16 protein-coding genes and 1 pseudogene are annotated in these 25,292 nt (G+C 55.9%); 8 read left to right on the top strand and 9 right to left on the bottom strand.

Going from position 1 to position 25,292, the window contains the following annotated elements; all coding sequences use genetic code 11:
* Positions 1 to 15: 15 nt before the first annotated feature.
* Genes RBB75_RS06180 through RBB75_RS06170 form a run of 3 tightly spaced genes read right to left on the bottom strand, consistent with a single transcriptional unit; the run spans position 16 to position 7,787 of the window.
* Entirely contained in the window at positions 16 to 3,132 is a 3,117-nt protein-coding gene (locus RBB75_RS06180) for an efflux RND transporter permease subunit (RefSeq protein ID WP_353069897.1), read from the bottom strand.
* Positions 3,129 to 6,500, bottom strand: a complete 3,372-nt coding sequence (locus tag RBB75_RS06175; protein WP_353069896.1) for an efflux RND transporter permease subunit — start codon at positions 6,498 to 6,500, stop codon at positions 3,129 to 3,131. The genes RBB75_RS06180 and RBB75_RS06175 overlap by 4 nt, the downstream gene beginning before the upstream one ends.
* A gap of 3 nt (positions 6,501 to 6,503) precedes the next feature.
* Positions 6,504 to 7,787, bottom strand: a complete 1,284-nt coding sequence (locus tag RBB75_RS06170; RefSeq protein ID WP_353069895.1) for an efflux RND transporter periplasmic adaptor subunit — start codon at positions 7,785 to 7,787, stop codon at positions 6,504 to 6,506.
* Between the two features lie 102 nt (positions 7,788 to 7,889).
* Here RBB75_RS06170 and RBB75_RS06165 point away from each other — a divergent pair, with 102 nt between their 5' ends.
* A complete protein-coding gene (locus RBB75_RS06165; protein WP_353069894.1) occupies positions 7,890 to 8,525 on the top strand; it encodes a TetR/AcrR family transcriptional regulator in 636 nt (211 codons plus the stop codon).
* A 1,746-nt stretch (positions 8,526 to 10,271) separates the two neighbouring features.
* Here the strand turns inward: RBB75_RS06165 and RBB75_RS06160 are convergent.
* Together RBB75_RS06160 and RBB75_RS06155 are read right to left on the bottom strand one after the other, a co-directional pair.
* On the bottom strand, positions 10,272 to 13,970 hold the full coding sequence (locus tag RBB75_RS06160) for a TonB-dependent receptor (RefSeq protein WP_353069893.1): 3,699 nt from the start codon (positions 13,968 to 13,970) through the stop codon (positions 10,272 to 10,274).
* 449 nt (positions 13,971 to 14,419) lie between these two features.
* Positions 14,420 to 15,073, bottom strand: coding sequence for a hypothetical protein (locus RBB75_RS06155; protein ID WP_353069892.1), 654 nt, complete (start codon positions 15,071 to 15,073; stop codon positions 14,420 to 14,422).
* A gap of 407 nt (positions 15,074 to 15,480) precedes the next feature.
* Between RBB75_RS06155 and RBB75_RS06150 the strand changes: the two genes are divergently transcribed.
* Positions 15,481 to 16,293 carry an SDR family NAD(P)-dependent oxidoreductase gene (locus tag RBB75_RS06150; protein WP_353069891.1) on the top strand — a complete coding sequence of 271 codons (813 nt, stop codon included), beginning with the start codon at positions 15,481 to 15,483 and terminating at the stop codon, positions 16,291 to 16,293.
* Positions 16,294 to 16,802: 509 nt separating this feature from the next.
* Here RBB75_RS06150 and RBB75_RS06145 read toward each other — a convergent pair.
* From RBB75_RS06145 to RBB75_RS06135, 3 genes and pseudogenes are all read right to left on the bottom strand, one after another.
* Positions 16,803 to 17,115: pseudogene (locus RBB75_RS06145) on the bottom strand (SDR family NAD(P)-dependent oxidoreductase).
* A gap of 383 nt (positions 17,116 to 17,498) precedes the next feature.
* Positions 17,499 to 18,503, bottom strand: coding sequence for a zinc-dependent alcohol dehydrogenase family protein (locus RBB75_RS06140; RefSeq protein WP_353069890.1), 1,005 nt, complete (start codon positions 18,501 to 18,503; stop codon positions 17,499 to 17,501).
* 304 nt (positions 18,504 to 18,807) lie between these two features.
* Positions 18,808 to 19,257 carry a hypothetical protein gene (locus RBB75_RS06135; protein WP_353069889.1) on the bottom strand — a complete coding sequence of 150 codons (450 nt, stop codon included), beginning with the start codon at positions 19,255 to 19,257 and terminating at the stop codon, positions 18,808 to 18,810.
* A 313-nt stretch (positions 19,258 to 19,570) separates the two neighbouring features.
* Here RBB75_RS06135 and RBB75_RS06130 point away from each other — a divergent pair, with 313 nt between their 5' ends.
* The 4 genes from RBB75_RS06130 to RBB75_RS06115 all read left to right on the top strand — a co-directional run bounded on the left by RBB75_RS06130 (position 19,571) and on the right by RBB75_RS06115 (position 22,662).
* On the top strand, positions 19,571 to 20,185 hold the full coding sequence (locus tag RBB75_RS06130) for a hypothetical protein (RefSeq protein WP_353069888.1): 615 nt from the start codon (positions 19,571 to 19,573) through the stop codon (positions 20,183 to 20,185).
* On the top strand, positions 20,175 to 20,564 hold the full coding sequence (locus RBB75_RS06125) for a transcriptional regulator (protein WP_353069887.1): 390 nt from the start codon (positions 20,175 to 20,177) through the stop codon (positions 20,562 to 20,564). The genes RBB75_RS06130 and RBB75_RS06125 overlap by 11 nt, the downstream gene beginning before the upstream one ends.
* A 125-nt stretch (positions 20,565 to 20,689) precedes the next feature.
* Positions 20,690 to 21,988 carry a cell envelope integrity protein CreD gene (gene creD / locus RBB75_RS06120; RefSeq protein ID WP_353069886.1) on the top strand — a complete coding sequence of 433 codons (1,299 nt, stop codon included), beginning with the start codon at positions 20,690 to 20,692 and terminating at the stop codon, positions 21,986 to 21,988.
* Between the two features lie 164 nt (positions 21,989 to 22,152).
* Positions 22,153 to 22,662 (top strand): hypothetical protein, encoded by a 510-nt coding sequence (locus RBB75_RS06115; protein WP_353069885.1) that lies wholly within the window; start codon positions 22,153 to 22,155, stop codon positions 22,660 to 22,662.
* Positions 22,663 to 22,846: 184 nt separating this feature from the next.
* Here RBB75_RS06115 and RBB75_RS06110 read toward each other — a convergent pair whose 3' ends face one another.
* The gene (locus tag RBB75_RS06110; RefSeq protein WP_353069884.1) at positions 22,847 to 23,293 is read right to left on the bottom strand and encodes a PA2169 family four-helix-bundle protein; all 447 of its coding nucleotides are present in this window, start codon (positions 23,291 to 23,293) and stop codon (positions 22,847 to 22,849) included.
* 51 nt (positions 23,294 to 23,344) lie between these two features.
* On the opposite strand from RBB75_RS06110, the gene RBB75_RS06105 reads away from it, so the two are divergent.
* Together RBB75_RS06105 and RBB75_RS06100 are read left to right on the top strand one after the other, a co-directional pair.
* The gene (locus tag RBB75_RS06105) at positions 23,345 to 23,824 is read left to right on the top strand and encodes a DUF3300 domain-containing protein (protein WP_353069883.1); all 480 of its coding nucleotides are present in this window, start codon (positions 23,345 to 23,347) and stop codon (positions 23,822 to 23,824) included.
* Positions 23,825 to 23,977: 153 nt separating this feature from the next.
* Complete coding sequence (locus RBB75_RS06100; protein WP_353069882.1) at positions 23,978 to 24,454, top strand: DUF2127 domain-containing protein; 477 nt, start codon at positions 23,978 to 23,980, stop codon at positions 24,452 to 24,454.
* Positions 24,455 to 25,292: the final 838 nt, after the last annotated feature.

Below are 25,292 nucleotides of genomic sequence, written 5' to 3'. Positions count from 1 at the left end.
ATTTCCTTCGCCTTTCTAGGCTGTTGCGCCGCTCGTGAGGTTCGTTGTCGTACCGCGACGACGTTTGAACCACTGACTAACTCGGTTGAAATACAGGTAGATGATTGGCGTGGTGTAGAGTGTGAGCGCCTGGCTGAAGATAAGACCGCCAACAATGGCAATTCCCAGCGGACGGCGAAGCTCCGAGCCCACGCCGCGACCAAAGGCGAGTGGCAGCGCTCCGAAGAGTGCGGCCAACGTCGTCATCAAAATGGGGCGGAAGCGCAGTAGGCAGGCCTCGAAGATGGAATCCTCTGTGCTCTTGCCCTCCAGCCGTTCCGCCTGCAGCGCAAAATCGATCATCAGGATGGCATTCTTTTTTACAATGCCGATGAGCAGCAATATTCCAATGAGGGAGATGACATCGAGCTCGCTCTTGAAGAACTGCAAAGCGAACATTGCGCCGACGCTCGCCGACGGAAGCGTTGTGAGAATCGTGACGGGATGAATGAGGCTTTCGTAGAGAATGCCAAGCACGATATAAATGGCAACGATGGCCGCAAGAATGAGAAACGGCTCCGTGGCGAGTGAACTTTGGAAGGCCTGTGCGGTGCCCGCAAATTGGCTCGTGATTGTTGTCGGTGTGCCTGCCCGCTGTTGCATATCGGTGATCAATTTCGTGACCTCCCCAAGCGAGACACCGGGAGCAAGATTGAACGATATGGTGGCTGACGGGAAGAAAGAGGAGTGATTGACTGACAGCGGCGACGTAGAAGCTTGCATGTGCGCAAACGTGCTCAGAGGGGCCGAACCCTTGCCTGTGGAGTGAACATTGGTTGAGTTCAATGCGGAAGGCGAAGTGAGCAGATGCGGAGCAGCTTCCATCACTACGTAATACTGGTTTAGTGAGGTGTAGATGGTCGAGACTTGCGACTCGCCGAACTCGTAGTAAAGGGAATTGTCGATCAGTTGCGGAGTTATGCCGAGTCGGGCGGCTGTGGCGCGGTCATAGTTGAGCAGCATCTGCAGGCCGCCATTCTGCTGGTCGGTCGTAACGTCCTTGATCTGCGGCATCTTCAGCATTTGGTGATAGAGGACAGGTGCCCATTGGCTGAGAGTCTCTACAGAGTCTGCCGATAGCTGATATTGATACTGTGCGTTGCTCTGCCTGCCGCCGACACTGATGTCCTGCGCAGCCTGAAGGAATGTCGAAGCCCCGGTAAGCGCGGCGAGTTTAGGGCGCAGGCGGTCGACCACCTCACCCGCGCTAATCTTTCGTTCGGCTAGAGGCTTTAGGCTGACGAATGCAAATCCCGTGTTGCTCGCGCCCCCGCCCGGTCCACCTTGTCCGCCTGTGAAGCCTGCGACCTTGCTGACCGCAGGATCTGCGCTGATGACGGATTGGATCGCCAGGAGAGAGCGATTCATCGACTGGAAGGATGCGTCCTGAGATCCTTGAAAACCGCCGAAGATGGTCCCAGTATCCTGTAGCGGGAACAGTCCTTTCGGCACTCGAACAGCAAGCACAACATTGAGCGCAAGAGTAACCAGAAGAGTGAGCGCGATCAGCGCGGGATGGCGAAGCGCCCACACCAGAGTGCGACGGTAGAACGCGAGTAAACCGTCAAAAGCGCGTTCGCTGAATCGATAGAGACGACCATGCCGTTCACTGTTGTGAGGTTTAAGGATATAGGCGCACATCGTTGGCGTCAGCGTAAGCGAAACGACCATGGAGATGGCGATCGACGCCGAAAGCGTCACGGCGAATTCATGAAAGAGCCGTCCTGGAAGACCACCCATGAAGAGGATTGGGACAAAGACTGCAGTGAGCGATAGGCTCATCGAAATCACTGTAAAGCCAACCTCCTTTGCTCCATCAAAAGCCGCCCGCATGGGCGAAACGCCTAATTCGATGAGCCGCGTAATGTTTTCCATTACGACGATCGCGTCATCGACGACAAACCCCGTCGAGACTGTTAGCGCCATCAACGACAGGTTATCAAGCGTATAGCCGCAAAAATACATGACGGCGAATGTGCCGATGAGCGAGACGGTAACGGCAACACCAGGAATGAGCGTCGCACGCGGGCTTCGCAGAAAGACGAAGACGACAGCAATCACCAGCACGATCGAGAGCACGAGTGTTCTTTCCACATCGTTGACAGACGCGCGAATCGTCGTCGTGAGATCGTTCACGATACCCAGCTGGTCGCCGGTTGGGATGGAGGCGCGTATGGACGGCAGTTCCTTTTTGACGCGGTCAGATGTCTCGATCACGTTGGCGTTGGGTAGCCGATAGACCAGCAAAATGACACTCGGTTTCCCATTGACGTAGCCTGCCGACCGCAGCGTTTGCACCGAGTCATAAACGTTGGCTACATCGCTGAGATGAACTACTTTCCCTTTACTCGAACCGATGACTAACGGAGCATAGTCTTTCGCCTTCGAGATCTGATCGTTGGCCTTGATGTCCGCAGTTGTGTACTGGTCGCTGATCTGTCCCTTGGGACGGTTGGAGTTCTGTACCGAGATTGTTTGTGCGACGTTCTGTGGGCCGATGCCATAGCTATTGAGCTGGGTCGGGTTCAACTCGATTCGTACAGCAGGCAGCGAGCTGCCGACCACCTGCACCTGCCCGACGCCCTGCAACTGCGAAATTTTCTGCTCGATGATCGATGAGGCCGTATCGTAGAGAGTTCCTGTGTCATAGACATCAGACGTGAGGCTCAGCACCATCATGGGCGCAACAGCGGAGTTGATCTTCCTGTACGTTGGGTTTGAGGGCAGGTTCGCCGGCAGATAGGTCCGAGCGGCATTGATCGCCGCCTCAACGTCCCTGGCAGCGCCATCGACATCACGGCTCAAGTCGAACTGCAGCGTGACGGAGGTGATGCCAAGAGTGCTTGAGGAGGTCATCTGAGCGACACCGGCGATATGTCCGAACTGGCGTTCGAGTGGAGTTGCCACTGAAGAAGCCATTACCTCGGGGCTGGCGCCGGGCAGCGTCGCGGCCACCGTAATCGTGGCAAAGTCGACCTGGGGCAACGAGGCAACAGGAAGCTCTTCGAAGGCGATCGCTCCCGCGATGGCCATGGCTATGGCGAGGAGCGTCGTCGCGACGGGCCTTTGGATAAATGGAGAAGAGATGTTCATGCCTGCTCCGCTGCTACTGACTGGTCAAACGCGGGTTTGGTGCGGCGACCGAATCGTTGCGCAATGCGATCGAAGAAGACATAGATCACAGGCGTGGTGTAAAGCGTAAGCACCTGACTGACGAGCAGGCCGCCCACCATCGCGATGCCGAGTGGGCGGCGTAACTCTGATCCGATCCCGGAACCGAAAGCAAGCGGAATTCCTGCAAAGAGCGCGCATAGAGTCGTCATCAGGATCGGCCGGAACCGAAGCTGCGACGCCTCGAAAATAGCGTCCACAGAGTTCAGTCCGCGGACCCGTTCTGCTTCGAGCGCAAAGTCGACGATCATGATTCCGTTCTTCTTGACGATTCCGATCAGAAGAATGATCCCGATGACGGCGATGATCCCGAGGTCCTGATGGAAAAGCCGAAGCGCTAACAAAGCCCCGACACCCGCGGAAGGCAGCGTCGATAAGATCGTGAGGGGATGAACGAAGCTTTCGTAAAGTACTCCAAGCACGATATACACGGCCAGTAGCGCAGCGAGGATCAAGATAGCCTCGTTGGAGCCGATGCCCTTATAAGCGGCGGCTGTCCCCTGAAAGTCAGCCTGCACGCTCGCGGGCATGTGCAATCGTTCTTGTGCCTTCTCCACTGCTTCGACGGCCTGGCCAAGCGAGTAACCTGTTGCCACATTGAACGATATGGTGACCACCGGGAACTGGCCTTGATGGGCAATTGTCAGCGGCGACGGCGCTGTCCCGAAGTGGCTGATAGCGCTCAGTGGCACGGGTGTCGGCTGTGTGGAGGAGGAGTTCGATGAGCCCGAACTACTCTGCAAACTCGATGAATTTGGAGAGCTGCCCCCGGTGCCCTGGCCGCTCGAAGCCATATTTCCCGAAGAGCCATTTGAACCGGACGAACTCGAGGCCAAAACACTCGTCGGCGTGGTCGAAGCTAAGCTCTCGTTGGAGGAAGGCGTAAGCGTTGTCGGCGTACCGTTTGAGCCGGACGACGTGCGCCCTGACGTACTCTGCGCCGAAGAACTGGACGAGGACGTTGAGCCCTGTATGTAGATGTCGTTGAGCTTGCCGGGGCTCTGCTGAAACTGGGGCAGGGTTTCGAGGATGACGTGGTACTGATTTGACTGCGTGTAAAGAGTGCTGATCTGCCGCTGTCCGAAGGCATCGTAAAGTGTGGAATCGATCTGGTCCGGTGTGATGTTCAGACGGGACGCGGTCGCCCTGTCAATGGTGAGGTTCGCGCTCACTCCATTTGTCTGCTGGTCGGTAGCCACATCGGTGATCTGCGGCAACTTGTGAAGTTCTGTGACCAGCCTGGAAGTCCATTGGTTCAACTCCAGAGTGTCCGGATCTTCAAGCGTGTACTGATATTCGGTTCGGCTCACACGGTCGTCCACGGTCAGATCCTGTACCGGTTGCATGTACACCTGAATCCCCTGCACGTTCCGCAATCTTTTTTGTAAGCGCTGTATAACGTCTGTCGCACTGATGTGTCGTGTCTGCTGTGGCTTCAGATTGATTTGAATGCGGCCACTGTTCAATGTTGTGTTGATTCCGTCGGCTCCAATGAACGAAGAGATACTTTCCACCGCAGGATCTTTCAGAATCTCTGTGGATAGCTCTTGCTGCTTGCGAGACATTGCCGCAAATGAGATCGACTCCGGGGCCTGCGATACGGCTTGAATAATGCCCGTGTCCTGGGTCGGAAAGAACCCCTTCGGGATCTCGATGTACTGGAAGACGGTGAGCAGGAGTGTGGCCAGCGCGACCAGAAGCGCGGGTGTCTCGTGTCTCAGCACCCACTGTAGACTGCGTCCGTAAGCCGCGATGATGCGCTTGAAGATACCTTCGGTCCAGCGGTAGAAGCCGTTCTGTTCGGACTCTGCTTTATGCCGCAGAATACGCGAACTCATCATGGGAGTGAGCGTCAAGGAAACTACAGCGGAGATCAAAACGGTCACCGCAAGAGTCACTGCAAACTCCCGGAAGAGACGACCCACCACTTCGCCCAGGAACAGCAGCGGAATGAGCACCGCGATGAGCGAAATCGTCAAAGAGATGATCGTGAATCCAATTTGCTCAGCGCCCTTGAGTGCCGCCTCCATCGGATTCATGCCCTCTTCGAGAAAACGCGAGATGTTTTCGATCATGACGATGGCATCATCCACCACGAACCCTGTCGAGATGGTGAACGCCATCATGGTGAGATTGTTGATGCTATAGCCCAGAAAGTGCATCACGGCCAACGTTCCGACCAACGACAGCGGCACGGCAACACTGGGGATGATGGTGGCTGCAAAGTTTCTGAGAAAGATAAAGATGACCATCACAACAAGCGCAATGGTGAGCATGAGCTCAAACTGGACGTCCTTGACCGACGCACGGATCGTAGTCGTGCGATCGGTCAGAATCTTTACGTTCACGGCCGAGGGAAGCGTCGCCTGGAGCTTGGGCAGAAGTTTTTCCACCTCATCCACCACGGCGATGGTGTTCGCTCCCGGCTGCCGTTGAATGTTCAGGAGGATTGCGGGCGTTTGATTCATCCACGCGGCGAGCTTCTCGTTTTCCACGCCATCGCTGATCTTTGCGACATCGGTGAGCATCACGGGGGCACCGTTTTTATAGGCCACGAGCACATCCCGATAACCGGCGCTGGAGAGGAGCTGATCGTTCGCATTGATCTGAAATGCCTGCGACTGCCCATCGAAGCTGCCCTTTGCGGAGTTGACCGTAGTGGCAGTCAGTGCGTTCCGCAGATCTTCGAGGTTAAGCCCGTAAGAAGCAAGCGCCACTGGATTCGTCTGGATGCGGACCGCTGGCTTCTGGCCTCCGCTGATCGTCACGAGACCGACACCGCTCAACTGAGAGATTTTGGGAGCAAGGCGTGTATCGACGAGGTCTTCCACTTTGGAAAGCGGAATCGTTGAAGACGTAAGTGCAAGCGTCAACACGGGAGCGTCGGCCGGATTCGATTTGCTGTATACCGGTGGGACCGGAAGGTCTGTCGGGAGATAAGCTTGCGCGGCGTTGATAGCCGCTTGCACCTCTTGCTCCGCCACATCGATATTGAGTGTCAGCGCGAACTGCAGGACGATCACGGAGCTACCGTCGGAGCTTGTGGATGTCATCTGCGTAAGCCCGGCAACCTGCCCGAACTGCCGCTCCAATGGGGCGGTCACCGCAGATGACATCACATCGGGGCTTGCACCGGGATAGAAGGTCTGTACCTGGATCGTCGGGTAGTCTGCCTCCGGCAGCGCGGACACGGGCAACGTGAAATACGCCGCGATCCCAACTACTAAGATCGCTGTCATCAGCAGTGCGGTCGCTACAGGCCGAAGAATAAAGATTCGCGATGGACTCATGGCCTACCTGCCCGCCGTCTTCGCCGAAGCATTCGGGAGGTTGTCGCTGTTGCCAAAGGGAACGATGCCCTGCACGTTGACCTTCGAGCCGTCAAGGAGCTTGTCGAAGCCTGTGACGGACACAACATCGCCGGCGTTGATACCGTTGACGGCAGCCACATTGTCCTCGGTGGAAGCCTCCGTGACGTTTCTGATCTTTGCGGTGCCGTTATCGATGATGTAAACGAACGCCTGCGCACCGTTCCGTTGCACCGCCGCCGTAGGAATTAGAACGACGCCCCTGAGCGTCTTTACCAGCAGGCGCGCATTTACAAACTGGTTCGGATAGAGCGTTAATGCGTCGTTGTCGAATTGGCCGCGGAAACGCACAGTGCCCGTCGATGTATCGACCTGATTGTCCAGAGTAAGAAGTTTTCCGGAGGCGATCTTCGTCATTTGCGAGCGGTCCAGCACGTCCACCGGTAAGGTCTTGCGCCGAAGAATCTGATCGTGGACCTGTCCTAAACTGTCTTCCGACACATTGAAGACGACCGTGATCGGCTGGAGCTGTGTAATGACGACGATGGCAGTTGAGCTGCCGGAGAAAACGGTGTTCCCAGGATCGACGAGGCGCAGCCCGACCCGTCCAGAGATCGGTGAGTTGATGTGGCAGTAGCTCAATTGCACCTGAGCGTATTTGACTTGACCTTCATCGTTCTGCACCGTCCCGCGATTCTGGTCCACGGTGTGCACCTGGTCCTCGTAGGTCTGCCGGGCTATAGCCTGTTGGCTGGAAGCATCCTTGTAACGCGCAAGGTCCATCTCCGCCTGCGCGAGGACGGCACGATCATGAGCTAGCGTACCTTGGGCCTCCAGGAGTTGCGCCTCGTAGGGGCGGGGGTCGATATCGATCAACGGATCTCCACGACGCACCATCTGGCCTTCGACATAATGCACGGCATCCACCTTGCCATTGACTTGGCTGTAAAGATTGACCGTCGCGAGCGGCGTCACCGTGCCCAGTGCTTCAATATATGTCCCCATATCGCCGAGGCGCGCCTGAGAGGCCATAATGTTCGCAACAGCTGGTTGAGTTGTATCGACAGAAGTGGTTGTAGACTTTGGCTTACGCACGACAGCAACGATGATCAGCGCAAGAAGCACGCCCACGCCTAGAAGCCATGCCCAGAGGCGGTGTCGGTGCGGTGACGATGCAGTTTCTGGAGAAGAATGGTCTGGCGCTTGCGTATCGACTTTGCCGGCGCTCACCTTCTTTGAGCCTTCAGTCCTCTGTGTCGAGTCGTCCATTGATTACAGATCCTTTCCGGCTATACTGGAACCGAACCGTTCCGTACTATATTTTAGACTGAGTGGAGCGGTTTAGGGATTCAAAATACCTTAGGAGAAATTATGGCGAAAAGCAAAAAGGCCTTAACATCTGCACCGACCGACAAGTCTGAGGCCCTAACCGAACACTTGCTGGATGTCGCCGCCTCCTTTTTCCTAAAGAACGGATTTGCAGGGTCGAGCGTTACCCAGATTGCGCGTGAGGCGCGTGCTTCGAAGGAATCGTTTTATAGCCGCTTTCCAACCAAAGAAGATCTCTTCCGTGCGGTGATTCAACGGCAGACCGACCACATGTCAGGCAAGATGAGTGCGCTGTTCATATCTGATGCCCCTATAGCGGTCACATTAACTTCATTTGGGGAAGGATTTCTAGCGCGGTTCATGGCGGACGACACCATTACACTCCAACGAACGCTCTCCTTGGACAGAGGTAAATTCCCAGAGCTGGGGAGAATGTTCTATGAGTTAGGACCGGCGCGGATGATAGGTGCTCTAAGTCGCTATCTCGAACAGCAGGTTTCTCAAAGCAAACTTCGGGAACTCAATTCAGAAGCTGCCGCGCACCATTTTCTCGGTCTCATCATCTCCGAGACAATGCTGAAAGTGACGCTCGGCGTTTCTCCAAAGCCAAATAAAGATGCACAACAACGCATAGTCAAATCCGCGGTTGATGTGTTCTTGCACGGCTACACGAAGTGACACTCGCCTCAAACGGCGGAATAGCTTTCGCACTTCGGCTGTACTTGGAGACGAGTAGAAAATCGTCGCGATTTCCCAACAAACATTCCGATGTGGCGTTCGTATTCCCTCTTTGGTGCGCGCCCGACAAATCAACTAGATTTTCGCCTGCGTCCGCATATCCTTCGAGCTTCGTCTGGCTAGGTCCCGTAGCCATAGGCCTTACCCAGCATCCCTGTACCCTGCGCGAACTCTAATACATTGAGACCCGTTCGACTTCCCAAGACTTTATAACGCATTGGGCTTCCCGGTTGATCCGTTAGAGGGTGTGCACGATTGGGAACGCTCGACTGTCTAGATCACTATTCCCCCATCTATCCGATGAGGTCGCAGTCACAGATGAGCTTTGTTCTAATGTGGATTTATGTCAACTTATGCGGTCTGCTCCTTTCGCTGTTGGTCGTAGATCCGCTGTCGCTCCTCGGCCTCTTCCTCTGTCTTCGGCCTCTGAAGCGGGTGTCATCGTCGGGGCTGGATTGGCCGCTTGTTCTGCCGCTGCTCGTGGGTCGTGCACGGGGCAGTCGTCGTCAGTGCATACGGTGACGGTGGTCCCTACACGTTTTGCCGTAGTTGTTGGAGCGCTTCGGGAGATCGCCTTCCTAGAAGGTCGCCGGGTGCTGTATGACGATTGAGAGATGGAGGTGCCCGACCACTACGTGCGGTCAGTGATCGAAATCCGCCAATAACTCACCGAGGAGGTAGGCAAGCCTGGAAGTTTGCACCGGCCTAGCCGCGGGCTTGCGAGCGATGCGTGCAGTATCTCGGAAGTTCCTTGACCGGGTTAGGCAAAGATGGACACGAGGGCATCCGGTACGCCATCGGCAGCAATGTTCATAGCTGGACGTTCGGCAGTGCCCTTGGGAGCTGCGGGGCACGTTAGGAGTCCACGTCGCCAAGATCGCAAATGTATCCCGGCCGGACGTGGAAGACAAACTGGCAGCGATCCGTCACCTTAGAAGGGATGCTGCACAGCGTGTTGCTATCGGCTCCGGCAGAGCCAGGGCCGGAGGCGGCGAGGTGGTGCTGGCCGACGTGTTGCCTCTGCGGTCGCTGCCCTTGAGTCTCCCCTTTCGGACGGCGAAAGGGAGCCTATAGCCGAAGCGGAGATGCGCGGCCTGATCGAGCCGACGGGGAAAGATGTAGCGGGGCGCGAGAGCGTCTGGACGCGGTGCGTAAGGAGTCGCGCAGGGCGGATGAGGAATCCCAACCGGAGGCATGGTCGGCAATTGCGCGGTCCGGAGCGGCTGCCGTTGGCCCACTGGTAAACGAATGTCTCAAGTCGCGGTCCGTAAACTCAGCCCGACAACTGAAATTTGTAGCGGTGTGTAATGGTGATGCTGGCCAGAAACGGCTTCGTTCAGTGATGCACATACCCTTTCAAATACCGACGATTGTAGGGTGCTGGACCCACGACGCAAAATCGCAGCTTGATGGGGTAGTTCAGCCTTGTGACTTCGGGCTTGGAGTGACGTAACAAATCGTATTATCAACTGGCTAGGGGCATAGTCAGGAGCTTCAGAGAGTCCAAAGTCATTGAATACGTTGCATCCGCAATATATGGTGGCGCGGGACGATTACTGCAAATCAGCCCACAGTGAGGGATATTGCTATCGGAAGTAAAGCGGATAGCCTTCCAAGCGTCGAGGGTAACGGGAAGTGATAACCGCGCCATCCGACCGGGTTCGAACGGCGCGGCTGGGTAGGTTGTCAGAAGCTGAAGATGCCGTAGAACTGAACCTGTCGTGGGCTTCCAATGGGGTTGGTGATGGCGCCTACTCCCTGACTGGAGAAGACTGTGGGGTCGCTGTTGGGTAGCGGAGTGATTCCCGGCGGGTTGTTGAAGTCGCTGCCGCTGAAGTTGTTGCCGGGCGTATCGAAGCTGGGGGTGTTGGTGACGTTGAAGACCTCCATGGCGATGCGGAGGCGGTACTGTTCGTGTAGCTTGGTCTCTTTGAAGAGGGCGATGTCGGCCCGCTTCTGGAAGGCGCTGCGGAAGATGTTGCGCTGGCCGGTTGCAAAGGTCGACTCGAAGGTATCGCAGAGATAACCGCCGCTGGTAGTCCCGCCGCAAGGTGGAACGCCGGACTCTCCGGGCTGCAAGGAAGGATAGGCGAAGGCAGACGGGGTGAAAGCGACATCGTTGAAGTTGGAGGAGGTGCCGTTGGGTGCATTCGGGTTCACGAAGGCTCCGCTGTGCTTGGTGCGCGCACTCTTCGGATTGAAGCCGGGCGCGAGCGGTAGCACAGGGTTGGTAAGGAAGTCGTTCGATGCGAAGAAGATGCTGCCGACGGTTCCGGAGAAGTCGTACACGTTATAAGGCTGGCCGCTCTGGAACGTGGCGACGCCACTAAGGCCCCATCCACTTCCCGCCTTGTCGGCAAAGCGGTTTCCAGTTTTAAGATCGGGTACCTGGTAGTTGAAGCTGAAGCTGGTGACGTGGGTGCGATCGTAGTCCGAAGAGGCATAGCCGGAGGCGAGATTCTGAGGATTGTTGCCGTTGTAAAAGAGCCCGAAGCCGCTTGCAGCATCCAGGGAGTGCGACCAGGTGTACGACAGAAGAAAGTCGAATCCATGCCAATTCGTCTGCCGAATCGAGGCCAGTAAAGCGTCGTAGTGGGACCAGCCTACCGTCGTCCAGGCCACGGAGTTGGGACTGTAGCCGATGTAAGGCACACGCAGATCGGTGTTGCCTCCGGTACTGGTGTTGTATGGCTCGGTGAGAAGCGTAGCTCCGTTAGGATACGTGGCGTTATACCCGTAGCTATAGCTCTGCCCGTTAACCGGGTGATCCGGCGTAGCCACCTGCGGCTGATTGAACGGGACAGGCACGGTCTGGTGGACCCCGTGATTGCCCGTGTATCCGAGCGTGGCCACGATACTACGCGTAGCTTGGTACTGGAGGTCGAGGCTCCAGTTCTCGGTGTACGGAAGGCTGTTGTTGGCCGCGTAAGCACCGAACAGATAGGGGTTGGCTCCATTAATCAGGGCTGCCTGATTGGAGAGATTCTTGATGAAGTCAGCAGGATTGGTGTCGATTGGCGGGCGCACGGTTCCGAACGGATTCTCCGACGTCGCACCCTTAGCGGGAATCACACCCTGCACAAACGGCGGCTGCAGCGTAACGCCGAAGGGCCCGTTGAAGCCATTACCGGCAGAGGGTGAGAACTCGGTGAAGTATTCGCCGCGATCGTAGTAAAGCCCGAAGCCTGCCCGCAGCACCAGCCTGTCTGTCAGGCTGTCAGCGAGACCGATGCGCGGACCGATACCCCATTGCCGGTTGGTCAGCGTGGACTTCGACGCGCCCGGCGAGGCATAAAGCTTGTTGTTGCCCGCTACGACCAGCCCACTGTTGATGATCGTATCGCTGGCGAGGTCGTAGGAGTACTGCCTTGGACTGAAGTTGACCAGATTGCCGTACTTCTCGTAGAGGCCGCCGTCGTAGTCGTAGCGTATGCCGGCAGTGATGGTCAGGTGCGGGGTCGCACGCCACTGATCCTGGGCATACCCGCCAACCTGAGGCGAGCGGTAGTAGCGGTTGCTTGCGCCCTGGAAGTAGACCGAGGTTCCAGCGCTGTTGCGAAGCGGCCCGCCGGTGAGGAAGTTGCCGATGCTGTTATAGGAGAGCGTGGCAACCTGGTTGGCGCGGTTGATGATGTTGAGTTGGGTGAAGTCGTAGTTGCCGCCGAAGGCGAAGGAGTGGTTTCCGACCACGTAGTTCAGCGTCGAGGTTCCCTCGAACGTGTTCTGAGAGAAGCCAGTGTTGGCAAAGTTGGAGGTTGGGCCGATATTAAGACTATTGAAGCCGTTTGCATTGCGAATGGCGATACCGGGAAGCAGCGGGCTGCCGAAGAGATTGATGCCCACCGCAGAAGGACCAAAGGGCTGCCCGGTAAAAGAGTCCACCTTCATGCGAACGAAGCCCCCCTTCTGCTCCCACGTAAGCCGCGGCGAGAGAACAACCGTGTTCTCAAGCGAGAAGACCTGGCTGCCGGCAGTGTACTTCTGCGGAAATCCGAGCAGGTTGGTGCTGGAAAAAGGACTCTCGCTGGGGTCTTGTTGGAAGTAGTACCTGCCGGTAAGCGTGTCTTTGTGAGAGAGCACATAGCTGATATTCAAATTAGCTTGATCCGCCTGAAACTTTGAAGCCGGGCCAATGAACGATACCTTCCCGGCAGGATCGGCAGGCGACTGAATCAGAAGCCGGCCGCCGGGCAGTTTGGCTTGGAGAAACGCGAGTGCGACGGGGTCGATGGGCGTGCCGGGAGGAAGGTTTGCCGCGGCTAATACAGGCTGCAGGCCAGCCACACTGCGGTCGTCGGTAATGCCAAGGGGCGCGAAGTAGCTACTGAGCGAATTGAGTTGGTCGCGCGCGCGGGTGTACTGATAGCTGGCGTAGAAGAAGAGCTTGTCGTGCCGGATGGGGCCACCGAGTTCCGCACCCGCGACATAGCGGTGAAGATCTGGAGTAGGGTTGCCGGTCTGTTTGTTGAAGAACGGATTGGCGTTGAGCGCGGAGGTCTCCCAGTTGCCATAAGCGGACCCATGAAGCGCGTTGGTGCCGGTTTTTGTAGTTACGTCGATGTGGGCGCCCGCAGTGGCTCCCTGCGCAGCGTCGAACATGGACGTGTTGACGCGCTCCTCTGCAATAGTCTGCTGCGGGGGAGAGGGAAGAGCTTCGCCGATAGCGTCGAAGATCGAGGTGTTGGTGCGGATGGTGCCATTCGACTGGAATGACTCGCCAGTGTTCAGAACGGCGCGGCTTTCGGTGACCTGACTGGAAGAGGCGCCGTTGAACAGGTTGTTAGTCATGACTCCGTTAAAAGTGAAGGTGTTGCTGCTGAGGCGCTGTCCGTTGGCATAGATGTTCTGGTTGCCAAGGCCGGTGTTGGTGCCGGTGTCGGCAAGCAGGTCAGCGTGAACTCCCGGACTAAGCGTTGCCAGTTGCGTGAAGCTGCCGGTGCCGAGCGGAATCTTTTCAATCTGCGCCGCGTCGAGAATGTAACCGTTGGTGGTATCCACTGTGTCGAGCTGAGGCGTCGCTGCAACGTCGATAGTGGAGGAGACCTGGCCGGCCTTGAGGCGCACAACCAGCGCGGCAGTGCGATCGGCCTGAATCTGGAAGCCGCTAAGCTTTTCCGTATCAAAGCCATTGGCTGTGATAGTCACCGTGTACAGACCGATCGGCAGACCTTGCACCTGGTAGGCGCCGCTTCCGTTCGTGGAAGTAGTACGGCTCGCTGCAGTTTGATCGTTGACGAGCACGACACTTGCTCCGGAGATGATTGCTCCGGTCGCGTCGCTGATGACGCCGGACACCGAACCCAGTGTTTGTTGCGCGTTTGCGGATTGAAGAATAATCGCACTCAGGATGATCAGGGCGATAAGTATCGCTCTACGTGGCGTCATTGGCTCTACCTTTCAGTAAACAAAGCAGGTATGTAGTAGTGAAATTAGGGCCTATGGTTCAGTTGTGGCCTTTGTTGATGAGGCTAGGGATCAAATGTTAAACGGCGGTGACAATTGTCTCGCGTATGTCGCGGTATGAATAAAGGACGGTTTTTTTGTTGTGCTATTCCGACGACCTCCCGGAACGATCCGCCCTTCTCAAAAAAAACTGCGACTCTAAAAGTCGTCTATACCTTTTGGCGGGGGGTAGGGTGACGACAACCCCCCGCGTCCGCACCCAAAGACTGCGAGGTCTCGATTGCCACGCGCTCCCTTCACCGAGTCTGTACCGCCTCAAATTCGCCCCCTGCCCTCGAGGCGTGCGTCTGAATTCGGGTACCCCTAAAATCCTATTCGCGAGACATCCGCGTGGGGCATCGATCGGATAAGTTGCGTTGCGCCTGCGCTGGCTAACAGCCCGAGGAGCGCGGCTGCAGCCCGTCGAACAAAATAAGACGCAATATCTGATCACGTTGCGCGCCGAGGGCGATGCGAATGCCAATTTCCGACACTCGCTGGGTCACCAAGTAGGAAAGCACTCCATACAGGCCTACCGCGGCCAGGAGAAGCCGGCGCACGCGCTCAAGCAGTGACTGGTGGAAGAGCATCACTTTGTCGCGCGTATCGTATTGGATTTCCGGCAAACCGAATTTCATGGTCATCACGTGATCGATACCGCAGCCTAGGTCCGCCATGCGCAGGTGCATGAAGCTCTTGAAAAGCAGTCCGGCTGAGAAGAGCAGCATGACCGTGAGCGCGATTTCAACTGTAAGCATCGTCTTGTGAAGCTGCGCCCGCGAGGTGCTGGTGCTGGCCGATCGTGAGGACTCCTGCAGCGCTGTGAGTAGCCGACTGCCAGTGGATGTGACTGCCGGCGCGAGACCAGCCAGCAATCCTGTAATCACGACCAGCCCTGCGGCAAAAGTGAAAACCCATCCATCGATGTGCACGGAGTCGGCCCGGGGTAGATTGCGCCAGTTGGCAGCTAGCCATCGCGTCGAAGCGAGCGATAGCATCAGGGCGAGCCCGCCACCCGCCATGCAGATCAGCAGGCTTTCGGTCATCTGCTCGCGAATTAAAACAGGCTTTCGAAAGCGCAGAGAGCGGATTCCTGGTTGTACCTCCCTCGTTTGCAAACAACAACGAGCAAGTACAGGCGGATCCTATAAGGCGCAGTTCATCCAGTATCGAGCGAATTCGGTCTTTGCAGAAGGAATCGTAGACATGCTGATCTCCAAGGACAGGGATTAGACAACGCCGAACTGCGCACCGCTCACAATACGACTCCGACCAGCTTCAGCGATTGGTGCGAGGAAGTCTTGAAGCCTGCCGTAATGAGCTAGGCTGTTGATCAAATCTACTCACCGGAGTCCGGTCGCGTGCATGAGGGTTGAGTGCTTCTTTGCTGGAGTGTCTGTTGCTTCTTTGCGAGTTCTTGTTATTCACCGGAATTGAGCCTAGCCTTGGACACATGGAATTGCAATTGCATGGCAAACGTGCCTTAGTCACGGGCAGCAGCAAAGGAATCGGCGAGGCGATTGCGCGTTTTCTCGCGGTCGAGGGCGCGATCGTGCTCGTTCATGGCCGGGATCGGGAGATGACAGAACACGTCGTCGCCAGCATCGTCGGTCATGGAGGCCAGGCTCATCCTGTCACCGGGGACTTGACGGACGATCGTGCCGTCAAACGGCTCATCACGGCAGCCGAGGATATCGTCGGTTCCGTTGATATCCTCGTGAACAACGCTGGAGGTTCTGGTCCAAAGGAAAGTTGGGAGACGACTCAGCCCTCGACATGGGCTTCTGCCTATGACCGGAACGTTCTGGCCGCGCTTCGAGTCATAGCGCGCGTTCTGCCGAAGATGCGGCAGGCCAGGTGGGGGCGCATCGTTAACATTTCGAGTCTGGCGGGGACGATGCCCCCAGCAAGCGGGCCGGATTATTCCGCATGCAAGGCTGCTATGAATGCGATGACCGTGTCCTTAGCGAAGGCGGTTGCTGCAGAAGGCATTATGGCCAACGCCATTTCACCGGGAACGATTTTTAGCCCCACCCTCGAAGCACGGTTCAGGCAGTTCGCGGAAGAGCGAGGCCTAGGGGGGCCGGATACGCCATGGAAGGAGATCGAACATGCCGTCCTGCCTATGTTCGCTCCAGTTCCTCTCGGCAGAGTCGGGCAGCTTGATGACATAGCCAACGCAGTCGCTTTTCTGGCTAGTCCCCTGGCAGGCTATATCACCGGAGTCAATCTACGGATAGACGGCGGCGCGTCGCCGAGCCTTTAGTTCTCTCTCGACAACGGTTGAATCGGCAGCGACTAAGTGGCGCTCTGGTAAAAAATATTAATGAAGTCAGTCAGAAAAAACACAGAGAAGGACGCCCGGATTGCTACTGCCTTCTCTGTCTGCAGATTACTTTGTGAGTACTGGCACCTCTTCTGAATTTTCGAAGACGGTTGAATGCCCCAAATCGCTCCACTTCGCAGCTTCATCGCGGCGCGCCGATTCAAAAAGCTTCTACGCGTTTCTCGGTGTGACGCCGAGGATAAGCCGGAGAAGGATCTTGTCCTCGTTCGCGAGCTTCACTACTAGTTGCGCGATCCGTTTCGGGTCGCCTTCCTGCTTGCGGAGTACTGTTTCGTCGTATCGACTATTTTGCCAAACAGAGGCTTCGTAACTGGCAGAAGCTCCGGCATGTCCTCGCGAAAGCGCTCCATCCAGTTGGTGCGAATGCCTCCGGGTTCAACTGTTATACCTGGACTTCAAAGGGCGCCACCTCTGCGGCCACCGAGTGGCTAGAGCCGCCGGCGGCCCCATTTGGCAGCATGGTAGGGAGAGTTGCCAGGTATCGCCATCCGGCCGCCGATCAAGGACACCTGAAAAATGCTCCCGCTACGCTGACTGCGCATGACCGGAACTGCAGCACGCGTTGTGTAAACCATCGAGCCGCCCATACTCAGATACGGCCGTCGCGACTGCATCTTTCGCAGCTGCTTCATCGCGGACTTCGAGCGAGACCGGTTTGATTCGCTCTCCATACTGTCGCACCAAATCATCGAGTTGCGCAGTCTTGCGAGCCCCGGCGACTACGTTGTCACCTGCAGCCAACGCCGCTTCCAAAATGTCCCGCCCTAGTCCGTTGCCACTTCCTGTAACTAACCAAACTTTTGTCGTGAGAAGATCTCCTAGTTATTAGATTCACAATTCAAGGCCGAGGTTCCGAACAAGACCGGGTCCATTGCTAATTCGCACTCCCTCCACTCTAGGACTGGAGTAAAAAAACTTTGTCCAGCTTGATAGCGACTCTGCAAGCCAAGTCGCTTGACACATTGCCATTGCAGTCGCCTTTCTGGCTAGTCCGCTGGCAAGATATGTCTCCGGAGTCATTGTGCGAATCGGCGGCGGCGTATAGCCGAGCTTCGAGCCTTTCTCACCAGCACGAACGACGGCCTTTAGTCTTCCAGTGAGCGTGCCGCCCTTGGAATTGAGAGCTAAGGGATGCTGATCGCGATCTTGCCAAAGTGCCCGCCTTCAGCCAGATGTCTGTAGGCTGCCTGCGCCTGATCCATGGGGAACGTAGCGTCGAGAACGGGTTTGATTCCATGGGCGGTCATCGCAGCTGCGGCGTCGGCAAAATCAGCCACAGGGCCTGTATTGTTGCCCTGCAGGCGAATGCGCCTCTCCATCACGGGGACCACGTTGATCGAGACCTCCGTCCCGGACAGGAAGCCGATGATGAACACTGTGCTATCAAGACCCGCAGCTTCGATCGATTGCGGAAAGGTCGCCGCACCGCCTGTCTCAAGCACAAGATCAGCGCCTCTTCCATCAGTCAGGCGAAGCACCTCATCCGCCCACTTGGGAGTGAATTTGTAATTGATAATTCCATCAGCGCCCAGTTTACGGGCGCGCTCCAGCTTTTCGTCAGAGGACGATGTAACAAGAACCCGCGCCCCGTGCGCCTTTGCAAACTGCATTGCAAAAAGCGATACGCCGCCGGTGCCGAGCACGAGAGCCGTCTTGTGCGGTCCCAGTCCGGCGCTGCGAACGGCGCGCCAGGCCGTGGTCGCTGCTATCGGTAAGGTGGCCGCTTCAGCGTGCGATAGGTGCGCCGGTGTATGGACCAGCGAGTGCGCAGGAACCACCACATACTCCGCGAGGCTGCCGGGAAGATCGATGCCACGACGTGGGCCGCCGCCGGCGGTGGGCATCCGGCCATCCTGCCAGTTGGGAATGAAATGCGGGATGACCCGTTCTCCAACAGTCCAGTCGGTCACAGCCGCGCCGAAAGCCGCGATCTCGCCTGCTCCGTCTGTAACGGGGATGATCGGAAAATTGTTGATGGGATACTTACCGGTGGCAACGGCGATATCAAGAAAGTTCAACGAAGCAGCCCGCAGACGAACTAACACCTCAGCCGGGCCTGGGACGGGATCAGGATAAGTGCTGGAATGCAGTGCATCGACACGTGGTGCCGCTAGCTCTATGACTTTCATGAGTTCTCCAAGTTAATCTTTTAGATGGCCGCGGAATCGATTCGATTCCACACCTTGCCAGCGCGCGAAATACTACCGATAAATCATCTTAAACGAAATAGAAGGTCAGATGGCGAGATGCGCGCGATGAGCGCTATCAAGTCGGAGCGCGGTGTGCTGAGGCGGCTTAGCATTAGCGGCTATGTGTGCCACAAAGTCGTTTGAACTGGACTCACATAAGCCGCCTTATCAGCAGCGGTCCATTGCTCAATAGAAGCGCATTTTACGGCGAGTAACGAGCACTCGCAAGATTCTGTATCGTAGGTTAATGCAGCGAGTCTCCATGTGGTTGTGAGGGGTCGTTGCCGCTGTAATAGTTTGCAACACCGCCTGTCGGCTGCTCACCGCGGATCGACAACAGACCCGAGGAAGTTGGAAGTCGCAGTACGAGCGACTCCTTACCTCGGCTGCTCGGAAGAACGATGCGGTCCTTTTCGAGAAGTATGAACCCATCTTTTGTGTGAGCGAGAAAGCGTACCTTCGGATCAAACTGTCTCCGATTCCCCTGGAAGACGAGAGGAAGCTTTACGGAAGCGGGAACCGCGTGGGGCGCCAATTTACTCGGCCCAATCTTATAGTCGTCGACGTTATCGAGGGACGCATCCGCCGTTGCGCCTGGAACGGAACTGCCGGGCACCTTTGGCGTAGAAGCTGCAGTGAAATAGCTGGTGGAGAACAGAAGCAGAAAAAGAGCGAGCCGGCCCGAAGTGAACATGAGACTCCCAAAAGCAGCAGTAGCGAAGCTGCCCTAGCAACTATCCGCTGCTGAACCCAACAATCTAAATTGATTGACGCTCTGATCGTGCTTAAATAGACATAGCTCCAGTGACTGAAGATTGGCTCTCGAAGCGGAAGTTGGTGTGTCCACCCAAGTCAATTTTGTTGAGTCCCTTGTAATCTGAGTAACCATTGGGGACTAGTCGCAGTAAATGCCTTTTTGTCAGTGCGTCCACTTGGAAGGTACTCACAACGTTCAACTGTAAAAATTATTGTTCCACAAAATTACTTTGCAGTGTAAAGTTACCAGCATGAGTGAACTTCATGAGGCGCTTGGTGATATCAGCAGCATACGCAGGCAGATGGCCCATAGTACTCAGTTTCGGGGTTATGGGCCTGCAACGCTTGCCGCCACGGGGATATTCGCATTGCTGGCTGCGTCGTTCCAATCGACATGGCTGAAGGATCCAGCCAACCACATTCCGGCATACCTCAGCATTTGGGTCAGCACCGCTGCGCTATCAGCTGCACTGACCGGAGTACAGATGTATACGCGGACCCGACGCATTCATTCTGGTCTATCCAATGAGATGATCCGTATGGCCGTAGAGCAGTTCCTCCCAGCGGTCGGCGCGGGAATACTTATCACCGTTGTTTTCGTACGCTTTGTCCCTTCGGTCGTCTGGATGCTGCCCGCACTCTGGCAGGTGATTTTTAGTCTGGGGATCTTTTCGTCTTGCCGCTTTCTCCCACGCCCCATGATTGCTGCCGGTACTTGGTACCTGCTCACCGGGTTGGTCTGTATTGCGCTCGGAGATAGCCGCGTACTCGCTCCCTGGACCATGGGTCTTGCCTTTGGGGCGGGCCAGTTTCTGGTAGCTGGCATCCTATTCGTTGCCTCGCAGGAGGATGCAGATGAAAACTAAAGCTCCGTCAAGCGAAGGGCGCTTTGCATATGAAGGCCTTGATCGAGTGATTCATGAGCGTGCACGTCTCAGCGTTCTGACGTCTCTGATTACAAATTCAAAGGGCCTGATCTTCAATGATCTCAAGCAGCTTTGCTCGCTGACGGACGGAAATTTGAGTCGTCATCTGCGAGTTCTGGAGACGGAAGGGATGGTTGAGATTCTGAAAGGCCATGACCGCAATCGTCCACAAACGATCTGCCGCATCACGCCCGAAGGGCGGAAGCGTTATCTTGAATATCTTTCGACGCTCGAACGTGTAGTGAAGGACGCGACAAATGGAAGCAAAGAGGTAACTTCCCCCAATCTATTGCGCGGTCTGGCCCCCTCTCGCGCTTAACCTTTTTCGGAGATAACTTTACGATGCAAAGCTTCCTCGCCGCGTCCACCTACTTTGTATTGCAAAGTTAATTCTCGAAACGTATTGAAGCATTGAACGGACAGGGATTCAAAGAGGAGAATGAGATGAACCTTAAGTTAACGTTTAAGCTGCTGGTCATTGGCGTGGTGACAGGAGTTATCTTGATTGCCTTGGCGATGGTGAACGGTGCGATCACCGATCGACAGAAGTACCGGGACGAGGCGGTGCAGAGTATCGAGGCGAGCTACGCTGGTCCACAAACGGTGATCGGTCCTGTATTGGTGAGGCCGTATACACAGACGACTGTGACGATGGAGGATGGCGAGAAGGGCGTGAAGAAGAGAGTTGAGCATGTCGCTAAGCTGACCGCAACGTCGTTTCCCCATGTGCTGGATGTGCGTGGAAGGCTGACACCGACGGAACGGCAGCATGGGCTATATACGGTGACAGTCTACGAGTTTGCGGGGCACCTAAAAGGATCGGTGGATATTGTACCGCTACACACGACGGGACAGGTGGAGTGGGGTGAGCCATATCTGGCGATGTCTGTTGAGGACGTGCGCGGTATCGTAGGGACGCCGACGGTCGTGGTAAATGGGATTCCTCAGACGATGTTTCAGGGGGCTGAATCTACGATGGGTTGGCAGCCCAATCTGCGAGTGCCATTACGATGGGTGAGGGAGCTGAAAGGTCATATGGAGTTTGCTATCGATATGGATCTGGCAGGGACAGAACAGCTGAGCGTGGCGCCTGTGGGCGATTCGAATCATGTTGAGCTGAGTTCGACTTGGCGTTCACCGCTGTTTGCTGGACGCTTTCTTCCGCGGACAAGGCAGGTGGGAGGAAATGGGTTTTCAGCCGCATGGGATATTTCTTCCTTGGCAACAGGGACGCAGGTACAGATGGAGTCGAACCCCGCGAAGCCGATCGATCTGATGAATGTGAGCCTGTTGACGCCGATCGATTCGTACAAATTGAGCGATCGGGCGACGAAGTATGGAATTTTATTTGTAGTGCTGACGTTCGGTGGGTTCTTCCTATTCGAGATGATTAAGGAGTTGCCGATTCATCCAGTTCAGTATCTACTGGTCGGGTTCGGGCTAGCGATCTTCTTTTTGCTGCTCGTCAGCTTCTCGGAACATATGGCGTTTGCGCTGTCCTACCTGGTTGCCAGCGCAGCTTGTATCGGGTTGCTGACGTTCTATCTATCGTATGTCTTGCGAAGCGTGACGCGCGGCGTCGGGTTTGGAGCGATGCTCACTTCCCTTTATGCTGCGGTCTACGGACTGCTCATCAGCGAGGACAACGCGCTCATTCTGGGATCCCTACTCTTGTTCGCAGTACTGGCCGTGGTGATGGTGGTGACGCGGAAGGTAGATTGGTACAAGAGTGGTTCGGATTGATGAAGGCCGCCGTCCCACCGGCACCACCGCCTCCTATGCGAGGACTGGGACTGTAAGGGGCAATAAGGTCGCCCTAACGCCAATCGGAAAGCAAATAAGCTAGTTACTACGGTATGAGCAGTTCAACAACATGCAGACCGGCTTTTGGGAAAGAAGTTTAGTCTTTGGCGCATAACCATCTGCGAGCGATCCGATTCTGGCTTGTCATTTTTATGACTGGTTTGTTTCTCAGCGGAGTCACGGCCTTTCCGTTACAAACCGAACTCCATTGGCTGTTGTCTATTCTCGAGACCCCGCCCGTTCGACGAACCGCTAAAGCTACTCATCTGCTGCCCTGGATCGCTCGCGTGCATCATGCGCTCTCCGAAACAAATGCGCAGTATCCATTCCTCGCATATGGAACGGACTGGCTGGCTTTTGCCCACCTAGTGCTCGTTGTTTTGTCTATAGGGCCCTACCGCGATCCCGTGCGCAACAAATGGATCATCACGTTTGGTTTGATGGCCTGCGGAGGAGTGATTCCGCTCGCTCTGATTGCGGGCGATGTTCGTGGCATTCCTCTCTCAGGCGACTCATTGACTGCAGCTTTGGCGTCTTCGCAGCACATTCCTCTTGTGCGTTGCAGAGTGCTCATTAACGAATTAGAGCAAAGGGAAACAGTGGCTCAAATCTGATGGTAATTGGTGCTATAGATCTCGCTCTTTTAAGTCTGCAATTGTCGACGAGGGTATCCTATGCGGATTGGCTCGTCACTGAGAGGATTAGCGTGCCTGCCAATAATCTGCGCTAAGATCTTTAATCGGTCTTAAACTTGCTCGGGCCGCGGCCGAGGCCGCGACCCGAACTTGCGTTTGTGCTCTACGAAGCAGTGCTGTCGCGGAACGCCTTCACTTTGTCATGTGAAGCCGTAATGTGGGCCTGCTGACGCGTAAGCAGCTCGCGTGTCGCTGAGGAGGGTAGATCCTTCGCCTCTAAAGCTTCTTTGTAAACCTTCTTCGCAACGTCTTCGCCTTGCTCCGCGGTCTCGAGCAGGGAATGATCGCCACCGCCAAGACTGGCTTTCAGGTCGGCCCAAGTGCGGTGAATCGCTCCCGTAGCCGTCCCGCCTATATCTTTCGTATCGCCCTTTGCGAGCGCGAGTTCAGCCTCAAGTTCTGTAGCAAACTTGCCGCGGTTAGTGGACTCTGCCAGAAAGAATTCTCTTAGATCTGGTCTCTTCAGTTTCTCTCCAAGATCTGCAAACCCTGTTTGTCCGTCGTGGAGTACCTGCACAATTGTCTTCACTAGTGAGTAGCCTTCAGCCATGGGAGCACCTCACTTGGTTTGAAGCGCAAGCGCTAACAATGGTTGTCATGTGTGCCCGCGTGGAACGGCTCAGATCGGCTGGCGCAAGATCCCACATGGACGCAGCAGCTCGACAACGCCGTTCTTAGCCAGCGCGCCGAGGTGATGGATGCTGTGCAGCCGATGCGGCAGAAGGCACGCAGCTATGGCGATCGGGCTCCTAACAGCTACGTGAATATGGTCGAGACGGGAGGCTCCATTGAGATCCGACTTCTAAACCCTGCGGTATTCTACGTACCTTACTACGATCCGGTCATCGTGTTCGCTCGCCCTCGGCCAGGCTTCGTAGTTGGCACCGCGATCCGATTTGGACCCGCAGTCACCATCTCCGCCACCTTCGGGACATGGGGCTGGTGGACCGGTCCGGCGTTCTTCTGGCCAGCTCACACGATTGTGATCGGAGGGAATCCGTGGGAACATAGTTGGGTAAACCGGGGGTCTATGTTCACCCGTACTCCCATCCCCGGATTCGGCCGGTCGGCCCGCGAGTGAGATCCACCGGAGATAGGAAGCGTGGCAAACGCAGACAATCGAGATTGTAAGGGGGCGGCAGAGATGCCGCCCCAGGTGCCACTGGGGTATCTCTTAGAGACTTCGGTTAGCATCCAATGGCAATGCTAAAGTCCTCTGAAGGCGAACGGTCCAATGAACAAAAAAAATTCTGGTCTGCTAAAACTAATAGCGATCTTCAAATTATTCAAAGCGATCGCTCTTATCGCGGTGGGCTTTGGCGCCTTGCATTTGTTTCACGATGGCGTTCCTGGGGACTCAGTGACTCTCTTGATCGCCAAGTTCGGCTTCAATCCTGGGGGGCACTACGTCGACCTTGCCCTTGGCAAATTATCGAATATTCCGCCCAAGGACTTCAAGGATCTTGGCATCGGCAGCTTCGTCTATGCCGCCCTCTTTCTCACCGAGGGTATTGGGCTCTGGCTTGCGAAGCCATGGGCGGAGTGGTTCACGACGATTACCACGAGCTCACTTGTGCCACTAGAGATTTTCGAGATTTACCGCCATCCAACTGCCACGAAGGTCATCGTGCTCCTGCTCAACATTGCCATCGCTGTCTATCTCATATTGAGAATTCGTGAAGAACGATCTAGTGTCAACGAAACACACTAGCCGAGCCCGAGGCCAGCTCCTTTCGTTGACCGTTTCTCAACTGTTTTCCGCAATCCATACTCCCGCCTGAGCTAGGAAAACGGCCAGTTCTATTAAGTGTTGTCGAGACTAGGTCTGACGGAACTAAAGGGGAGCATCTCGCGTTTCAGCCTAACTGAATGCATGCTCTTAGCCGCTTCAAGGGACTAAAGCTATACCGATTGTTTCCCGTGACGAGCCGAACAAGCAAGGTGAGAATCACATCTCCGACAACCGCGATCACATGCTCGTAATGACGCCATGATCTCCGACGCCGCCGAGACCAATATGCGAGGAGATGAACCCTCCGGTCAGGGCACCGATGACCCCGACACTATATCCATCACGGCTCCGAAGCTAGATCCTTTCATGATTTTGCTCGTAAGCCAGCCTGCGACGATGCCAATGATGATCCGGCACTCCCGCAGAACAGCAGCGCCGCCTGTTTGGTCGCAGGCGAGTCGCATTTTGAATTCAGGGCGAGTTCTGGGGCCTCTTTGCGGAGCCTTCCTGGCAAATTTGTTTCTTGATGCAGTGTTCTTCTGAGCGAAGCTGCGTTGCTGATCGCAGCCTTGGCGACCTTTGTCCTCCTACCCGAGACCTTGGTGTCCACTGGCAATCTATTGCCTGCCTTCTGGATAGCCGTCTAGCAGTGCTGCTGCTCTGGTTTTTGGTGCTGGAGGTCGCAGGCAACTGGGTGGAGTCCGTTTTACCACTTTATGCCCATAATGCTGAAACACTTACGGGATCGGGGGTTGGTCTTCTCTTCTCCTGTGCGGCTCTGCTCATAGTGTGTTTCCAGCTTGCGCTGACTCGTATG

Source organism: Tunturibacter empetritectus (genome assembly GCF_040358985.1).
Lineage (GTDB): Bacteria > Acidobacteriota > Terriglobia > Terriglobales > Acidobacteriaceae > Edaphobacter > Edaphobacter empetritectus.
The sequence above is the reverse complement of the archived record's forward strand: the minus strand, read 5'-3'. Positions and strand labels throughout refer to the sequence as shown.

Coding starts and splice junctions, on each gene's coding strand:
- RBB75_RS06180 (WP_353069897.1), bottom strand. CDS start 3,132: ATGAACATCTCTTCTCCATTTATCCAAAGGCCCGTCGCGACGACGCTC.
- RBB75_RS06175 (WP_353069896.1), bottom strand. CDS start 6,500: ATGAGTCCATCGCGAATCTTTATTCTTCGGCCTGTAGCGACCGCACTG.
- RBB75_RS06170 (WP_353069895.1), bottom strand. CDS start 7,787: ATGGACGACTCGACACAGAGGACTGAAGGCTCAAAGAAGGTGAGCGCC.
- RBB75_RS06165 (WP_353069894.1), top strand. CDS start 7,890: ATGGCGAAAAGCAAAAAGGCCTTAACATCTGCACCGACCGACAAGTCT.
- RBB75_RS06160 (WP_353069893.1), bottom strand. CDS start 13,970: ATGACGCCACGTAGAGCGATACTTATCGCCCTGATCATCCTGAGTGCG.
- RBB75_RS06155 (WP_353069892.1), bottom strand. CDS start 15,073: ATGACCGAAAGCCTGCTGATCTGCATGGCGGGTGGCGGGCTCGCCCTG.
- RBB75_RS06150 (WP_353069891.1), top strand. CDS start 15,481: ATGGAATTGCAATTGCATGGCAAACGTGCCTTAGTCACGGGCAGCAGC.
- RBB75_RS06140 (WP_353069890.1), bottom strand. CDS start 18,503: ATGAAAGTCATAGAGCTAGCGGCACCACGTGTCGATGCACTGCATTCC.
- RBB75_RS06135 (WP_353069889.1), bottom strand. CDS start 19,257: ATGTTCACTTCGGGCCGGCTCGCTCTTTTTCTGCTTCTGTTCTCCACC.
- RBB75_RS06130 (WP_353069888.1), top strand. CDS start 19,571: ATGAGTGAACTTCATGAGGCGCTTGGTGATATCAGCAGCATACGCAGG.
- RBB75_RS06125 (WP_353069887.1), top strand. CDS start 20,175: ATGAAAACTAAAGCTCCGTCAAGCGAAGGGCGCTTTGCATATGAAGGC.
- creD (WP_353069886.1), top strand. CDS start 20,690: ATGAACCTTAAGTTAACGTTTAAGCTGCTGGTCATTGGCGTGGTGACA.
- RBB75_RS06110 (WP_353069884.1), bottom strand. CDS start 23,293: ATGGCTGAAGGCTACTCACTAGTGAAGACAATTGTGCAGGTACTCCAC.
- RBB75_RS06100 (WP_353069882.1), top strand. CDS start 23,978: ATGAACAAAAAAAATTCTGGTCTGCTAAAACTAATAGCGATCTTCAAA.